Origin of the sequence: Neobacillus rhizosphaerae, from assembly GCF_050477885.1 — a bacterium.
GTDB classification, from domain to species: domain Bacteria; phylum Bacillota; class Bacilli; order Bacillales; family Cytobacillaceae; genus Neobacillus; species Neobacillus rhizosphaerae_A.
Genome location: NZ_JBCNAC010000031.1, coordinates 70,296 through 77,165, shown reverse-complemented (window position 1 = coordinate 77,165; position 6,870 = coordinate 70,296). Strand labels below are relative to the sequence as shown.

The following is a 6,870-nucleotide window of genomic DNA, read 5'->3' as shown; positions in this document are numbered from 1 at the left end:
AATAAATCCCCAAACCTTCCTAAAACGGTTGGAAGGTTTGGGGATTTATTTTTTTATTACATCTATTTCAGGAGGGCTTTTTATCAATTTTTATACCAGAGAAATGAATTCCTATTTCACCGTAATTTGTCAAATCCCTCCGACTTTCTACTTGTTTTTATGAATTAAATCGAAAAATTTGTCGTTTCGATGTATAATAAGGACTTGCAAATTTCTCTTTATAAGAAGGAGGGCGTTACTCTAATGGAATGGACATTAATTTCGTTATTTGTGGTTTCCGTAATACTGCTAATCTTTTCTATTTTTAAAACGAACCATGCTGCAAAAGTAGAACATAAACAAATTGATTTAGCACATATTTCAACAATGAAGGAAATCAATACGATTCAAGAGTCGATTCGTAATATGGAACTTGACATGGAAGTGGTGATGAATGAAGCAGGTGTTCAACTTTCTTCTAATGAAAAACTCTTCACACGTGAAGTACTAGATTTATATAAACGAAATTATTCAGTAGAGAGCATTGCTGAAATGAAACAAGTAACAAAAAGTGAAATTGAACAGCTGCTTATACCTTACCAACACTTAAAGGATGAAGGGAGAAAAGTTGCCAATGAGAATTAACTTATTAAGCAGCTTTGCAGCAGGTATTCTACTTACCACAAGTATTTGTAGTGTCGTGTACCTTACGAATGATCATGCATCTACAAAAACAAAGGAAACTGACAAAACAATAAACGTGCAACCCTCTGTAAAAGAAATGGAAAAGAAGCTGGTAGCTAAAGGCTACATAGTTCAGAAGAAAGCAGATTTTGATAAAAATCAAAAAGTAGCAAAGGAAACGACAGCAAAGCAGGCAGCAACAGAAAACGATAAGCCTACTAAGACAGTAGTAACGGTTAACGTAACAGAGGGGATGACAAGTATCGATGTAGGAAAAATGCTTGTTGCAGCTAAACTCGTTTCAAATGCATTCGAATTTTCGCAGATCATAGAGCAAAAAGGACTATCTAACAAATTGCGTCCTGGGACATATGTAGTAGATAGTGAAATGCCATTTGACCAAGTAGTATCAACTATTTTTAAGTAATAACATCAAGTCATACAAATTGAAAGTACTAGGTATCTACCTAGTGCTTTTTTAAGTTATAACGGTTTCTAACTAGCTTTAAAAATAGAAAAAATTTAACAATGACATTATCGGTGTGATTTCGTTTACATTTCACAAAATGTGACTTATTATTTATTTATAGTGTAATGATAATGGCAAGGTAATTATTTAAGTAATAACCATCCAAGCTGAAATTATCTTCATTCTTTATAAATCTGTTGTTAAAGAGGAAGTAGGCATATGACCAATAAACGTAAGAAATATAATTTTATTCAGCGCTTAGGACGAGCGTTCAAGTATAATTTCATAAAACTGCTTCGTTCACCAGGTGGGGCTCGAAAGGTTTCGCTTGGATTTGCCATTGGTTTTGGTATGGAAATGGTTGTTCTTTCCTCTGCTTCACTTATATATATCTTGTTTTTGCCAGTTGTTCGGCTTGCCAAAGGTTCCTTACCAGCAGCTATTATTGGAAATGTGATTGGGAAGCTTACCTTTCTCCCTGTACTGCTATTACCTTTTGCAAAAAAAATTGGAAAAATCATCTTTCCAATGAAGGTTAAATTAGGACATAATACTCCTTTTTCCTTTCAAAGTTTATTACATGGTGATTTTCGAGGTGTAGTCAGTCTTCTTCATGGAGGAGTCCACGTGTTAATTGGGATGACCATTTTTGGGATCTTACTTGGCGTGGTTTCTTACTTTATTGTTCATTATTTCTACGAAAAAGAAAAAACAAAACGACTAACTAGAATCTTAAATAAACAAGCGCTTAGAAAAAATAATCTTGAAAATATATTTGAGTAAAAACCATCCTGTAGGGGATGGTTTTTTATCAATTTTTCAAAGGACATCAAACCAAATTTCTGTATTATCATCTGGGTCTCCATTGTAATTAACTTTAATTTCTTCTCCTGCCTTAATATCTTTGTAAGCAAAAAAGTCAATTGTTTTCTTCTTTTTCCGGAGTTTGTATAAAGCATTTGGTGTATAGGAGTGGTTAAATAAAGAACCATATCCCAATGCTAAAGCACAATCTTCTCCCCACCAAAATACATAATCCATCAAGATGGTCTTTTTTAAATATTTGTACTCATTCTTAGGAGATATGATAACTGGGGCTACATGAATAAGTTCGCCCTTCAGGATATCCCTGGTTGCAAATAGGCCTCTACCGTATTTACATTTCTTCACTTCAAACACTTTTTATACACCACCATCATTCAAACTCTTGTTAGGCAAATTCACGGTAAGATTTTTCTACTAATTTATGCTCACTGAGTTTTATTTGTTTGGGTCTTTCAATAATGAATTTTATTCTTTGAAGTGTAAAAAAGAAAAAAGCCGTATTCTCATTCAAGAAGACGACTTTCTTACAATATATCTAGAATAATAAAAATTAAATATTGAGTAATGGCCAAAAATGTTAAAAATGCGAAATTATAAATGCTGAATTTAATGAGATAATTTTTACTTTCATTCGGGTTTGCCTGAATAAACAGTTTATAGGAAATAACACTTGCTAATGAAGCAATTATCGTTCCTAATCCACCCACATTAACACCAAGGAGTAATGGTTTCCAGTCTGTAGAGAATTGTGCAAGAAGAATCGAAGCAGGCACATTACTAATCAATTGGCTTAACCCAATTGAACTAAAGTAGACGGAAGAAGGATCTTTCATACTGACACTTGCAAAGGTCTGTACAGCCGTTGTACTGGAAATATTACCGATAAAAATAAAAAAGCAAACAAAAGTAATTAGCAATAGATAATCAATTTTTATTAGAAGAGTAGAGTTAACAATAAACGCTGTTCCAAGTGTGATGAAAAGTGCAATTGGGTAGCTAATTACACCAAATATTGAAGCAATGATGATGACTAAGACTATTCCCCAAACGATTCCCTTTTTTCGATCTCCAACAGTAACAGGATATAGATCAACTTCTATTTCTTTTGGCTCAAGTCTTTGAAAAAAGAAATAAAGAGTTCCTATTCCCAGCACAGCCATAAAGGAGACAGACATAAAGAATTGCAGGGGTTTTAAACCATAAAAAGAATATATAAACAAATTTTGTGGGTTCCCCATTGGAGTTAAGCTGCTTCCAATATTAGCGGCAATGGTTTGTAAAATAATAGTGTCAATCATATTTATTTTGGTCTTTTTACTAATTAATAGGGTTAAGGGTACAAAAGTAAGTAAAGCCACATCATTTGTCACTAACATTGAGCTAAAGAAGCAAAATAGAATAAGAATGGCTGAGACACTTTTACTATTTTTACTTTTATTCAAGATAGATATCGCAAATTTGTCTAGTACCTTTAATTCTTCTAAAGCTTTTATAGCAAGCATCAAATTAAACAAACTTATCAAAACATGAAAATTAATATATTCAATTTTGGGTATATGAATGAAACAACTTATAGCAGCTAAGATAAATGAGATCGTAAAAACCAGGTCTTTTTTTAATAGACTAAAATTCAAATTCGGTCTTTTTTTCTGCTGAATGACGACAGATTCCTTCAAGCGTACACCACCGATTACATTTCTAGGTTTGTTATATTAAACCTGTAAACTATTTAATATATGTACCATATCAAATATTAATAACAAACCATAGACTACAATAAATTCAATTTCTATCCTTGTCAATAAGCAGGTGAATAGAAAAAAGCCGTTTCTTCTATGATTACGGCTTTTAACGGGGTGCTTACAACAAATCTTCTCTATCAGCGGCTTTTGGTGGTTGTTCCATCCAGCCATTTTCAATCAGGATATTTGCACCATCATCGACAAATAAAGCAATGTTCTTGAGTGAGCGCGCATATAACAAACCTATATCTCGCCGACCATTTACTGCTACTGAATTTCCAAATGATCTTATTTTCATTGAAAACATATCCACTTTGTGAAAGAGCATGAGTTTGTCTGAAAAAGGAGCAATCTTGGATTCCGTTACCAAATGATCTAAAAATGATGGAGAGGGCAAGTTATCTTTATGCAATTTTTCTTTATAATTGGACACTGCTTTATCCGTCATTTCAGTCCCCCGAATAAACAACTGTTTGACTTTTTCGTTTCTAGCAACTTGGCTAAATGCCATTATCAATGCTTTACTTGTGACATTGTTTTCAATATTATCGTAAAGGTGAGTGACTTCTAGTGCATGTAGAGGTCTAACTTCACCCATAAACCCATGTAAAAAACTTTGGTCCTTAACAAAGTCCACTTTATCGGGAATGGGAAGAATAGGTGGTTTAATAATTAATCCCTTTGTCATTAAAATATCATTTATTTGTGTTAAAAGAGCAATGGTACAAGAATTACAATATATAAAAAAATCTCTAATATCCTCACGTAACACGATTGGAAGTGCAACGCCATATAAACTCATACCTGCCTTTGCAGCATACTTTATATAATGCACGTAAAATTCTTCTTCAAATAGCCGAGGAGCTTTCAAATTAACATCATCTTTTGTAAAACCTTTTGGAATAGGAAAGTTATCTTTATTTAGTATTTGTTCAATTCTTCGCATAAAATCCTCAGTTAAATACAAAGCATTTTCTACTAAGGTCTTAATTAAATCATCCTCAATGTGTTGAAGGAAGTATTGTAATATTTTATTTGACATACTGTTGCCAACGTAAGTTGCCCAAAGTTTGGCCATTTCCGGAGCAGTTAATTTTGCACTCGTCTGTGTTTGAATTGGACGTAAGTTAATTGGTTGAATGGGTTGATTCAATTCCATCGAATAGTCCCCTTAGCTCTTTTTTATTAGTTTTTTCTAAGAATAAAAAGTTATGCTAATTTTTCTCAGGTAAAAGATTAAGGAAAGAGGCTGCCATTTTGGCAGCCTCTATCTTGGAAATCACAAGTTATTGACCTTGTTGATTTCTTAATGTTTGTTCAGCGTAAGCGACAAGACGTTTTGTCATTTCGCCGCCTACCGAACCGTTTGCTCGTGCGGTCGTATCAGCACCAAGTTGAACTCCAAACTCGCTGGCTATTTCTTCCTTCATTTGATCCAGAACATTCTCTGCACCAGGAACCAAAAGTTTGTTTCTAGCCATGATACATCACTCCCGACGAAGTTTTTTGAGCAATTAAAAATTGCTCGTATTTAATTTAACCGATTAAAAAAACCATAATGGTAGAAAATAATGGTTAAAGATGAAAAAGGTAGAAAGAAAGATGTGAATGCATGTTCAAAAGAAAACCAAAATTCCAACTACCAATTGATACCCAGGTAAAGGAAATAACAAAAGATTCCAATCAATCTAATGAACAGACTGAGTTGAAAAATGCCTTTGAATTAATTAGAACATCCATGAAATCAGATGACTTCGTTCACTACTGTTACCCATTAATGAACCACCATTACTGGATTTCTTATTATCAAACTATTGTGGATCCAGATGTTCTACATAAAGATATTATGTGTCATTTAGAAAAAGCAAACGGAAACGCTCTAGAAAGTGTAAAATCGGCCATACCAATTGAGAAAATCATTATTACAAGTGATGTAAACACAATTAGAAATAAACTACATTCAGGGTATGTGGTTATTCAATTAGAAGAGTATGATCCTACCTGTTTGTTGGTGCAATCAGAATCCCATCAGTCTCGTTCTATTTCCATGCCAGAAGTAGAGTTTTCAGTTGTAGGGCCGAAGGAAGCATTCGTAGAGTCTTTAAATATTAATATCAATTTAGTGAGAAAAAGATTACCTGTTCAGGAATTGACAGTTAAGCAATTTGAAATTGGCAGATTATCAAAAACCAATATTGCTGTTCTGTATGTTGATGGTATTGCTAATGAGGAAAATGTTAATACGGTTATTCAAAGGGTTTCTGAGATTGATTTTGACCAAATTATTGACAGCTCTTTTATTACTCAGATCATTTCAGATAATCATAAATCATTATTTCCACAATTAGTTGATACAGAAAGACCGGATCGTGTAGTTGCCGTATTGGCTGAGGGAAAGGTAGTCATTATTGTTAATGGTTCACCTCATGCTTTAATTGGACCCACTTCTTTAGTGGAATTTTTCTCTGCCTTTGAGGATTATTATTTAAATCCATTAATTGCGTCAACCTTTCGAATCATTCGTTTATTTGCCGTAAGTTTCTCAATCTTAGTTACTCCTATTTATGTGGCGGCGTTGACTTTTCATTATGAATTGATACCGAAGGATTTAATGGGGACACTTATTACTTCAAGAAGGGGAGTTCCACTCCCACCTATATTAGAAGCTGTTTTTCTCGAATTAACGATTGAACTTTTAAGAGAAGCAGGTGCCAGGCTTCCAACAAAGGTAGGACAAACAATTGGTATCGTTGGAGGGATCGTTATTGGGACCGCTTCAGTTGAAGCTGGTTTAACTAGTAATGTTCTTCTGATTATTGTTGCTCTGGCTGCCCTTGCATCGTTTACGACTCCTGTTTATCAAATGGGTAACACGATTCGGTTACTCAGATTTCCGTTTCTATTATTTGCTAATATTTATGGAATGTTAGGTGTGGTTATTTGCTTTTGTTACTTGTTAACCCATTTACTAAGATTAACTTCATTAGGAAGACCCTTTTTGGAACCGTTATATCCTAGTCGTTTACAAGATTTAAAAGATGCTATCTTTAGGTTTCCGTTCTCATCAACTCCTAAGAGACCTATGAAGCTTCAAACGGAAAATTCTTTACGTTTTAATCCAAAAAAAGCAAAAGAAAATAAAGATGTTGATGAGTGATTGGTGTGAAAAAT

The 6,870-nt window shown here is 33.7% G+C and carries 8 protein-coding genes; 4 read left to right on the top strand and 4 right to left on the bottom strand.

The features are described from left to right. Window positions 1-243: 243 nt before the first annotated feature. The 3 genes from ABES03_RS04705 to ABES03_RS04695 all read left to right on the top strand — a co-directional run bounded on the left by ABES03_RS04705 (window position 244) and on the right by ABES03_RS04695 (window position 1,915). Window positions 244-624 carry a hypothetical protein gene (locus ABES03_RS04705; protein ID WP_430115601.1) on the top strand — a complete coding sequence of 127 codons (381 nt, stop codon included), beginning with the start codon at window positions 244-246 and terminating at the stop codon, window positions 622-624. Then, the gene (locus tag ABES03_RS04700; RefSeq protein WP_430115599.1) at window positions 614-1,090 is read left to right on the top strand and encodes an aminodeoxychorismate lyase; all 477 of its coding nucleotides are present in this window, start codon (window positions 614-616) and stop codon (window positions 1,088-1,090) included. The genes ABES03_RS04705 and ABES03_RS04700 overlap by 11 nt, the downstream gene beginning before the upstream one ends. Window positions 1,091-1,351: 261 nt before the next feature. Then, window positions 1,352-1,915, top strand: coding sequence for a DUF2062 domain-containing protein (locus tag ABES03_RS04695; RefSeq protein WP_430115597.1), 564 nt, complete (start codon window positions 1,352-1,354; stop codon window positions 1,913-1,915). Window positions 1,916-1,951: 36 nt separating this feature from the next. Here the strand turns inward: ABES03_RS04695 and ABES03_RS04690 are convergent, their stop codons facing one another. The 4 genes from ABES03_RS04690 to ABES03_RS04675 all read right to left on the bottom strand — a co-directional run bounded on the left by ABES03_RS04690 (window position 1,952) and on the right by ABES03_RS04675 (window position 5,180). Continuing rightward, window positions 1,952-2,311: an SET domain-containing protein gene (locus tag ABES03_RS04690; protein ID WP_430115595.1), complete on the bottom strand. Its 360-nt coding sequence runs from the start codon at window positions 2,309-2,311 to the stop codon at window positions 1,952-1,954. 170 nt (window positions 2,312-2,481) lie between these two features. Then, window positions 2,482-3,633: an SLC13 family permease gene (locus ABES03_RS04685; RefSeq protein WP_430115594.1), complete on the bottom strand. Its 1,152-nt coding sequence runs from the start codon at window positions 3,631-3,633 to the stop codon at window positions 2,482-2,484. A 184-nt stretch (window positions 3,634-3,817) separates the two neighbouring features. Then, window positions 3,818-4,858: a DUF3231 family protein gene (locus ABES03_RS04680; protein WP_430115591.1), complete on the bottom strand. Its 1,041-nt coding sequence runs from the start codon at window positions 4,856-4,858 to the stop codon at window positions 3,818-3,820. 127 nt (window positions 4,859-4,985) lie between these two features. After that, entirely contained in the window at window positions 4,986-5,180 is a 195-nt protein-coding gene (locus ABES03_RS04675) for an alpha/beta-type small acid-soluble spore protein (RefSeq protein ID WP_308083890.1), read from the bottom strand. A gap of 131 nt (window positions 5,181-5,311) precedes the next feature. On the opposite strand from ABES03_RS04675, the gene ABES03_RS04670 reads away from it, so the two are divergent. After that, entirely contained in the window at window positions 5,312-6,856 is a 1,545-nt protein-coding gene (locus tag ABES03_RS04670) for a spore germination protein (protein WP_430115588.1), read from the top strand. Window positions 6,857-6,870 lie beyond the last annotated feature (14 nt).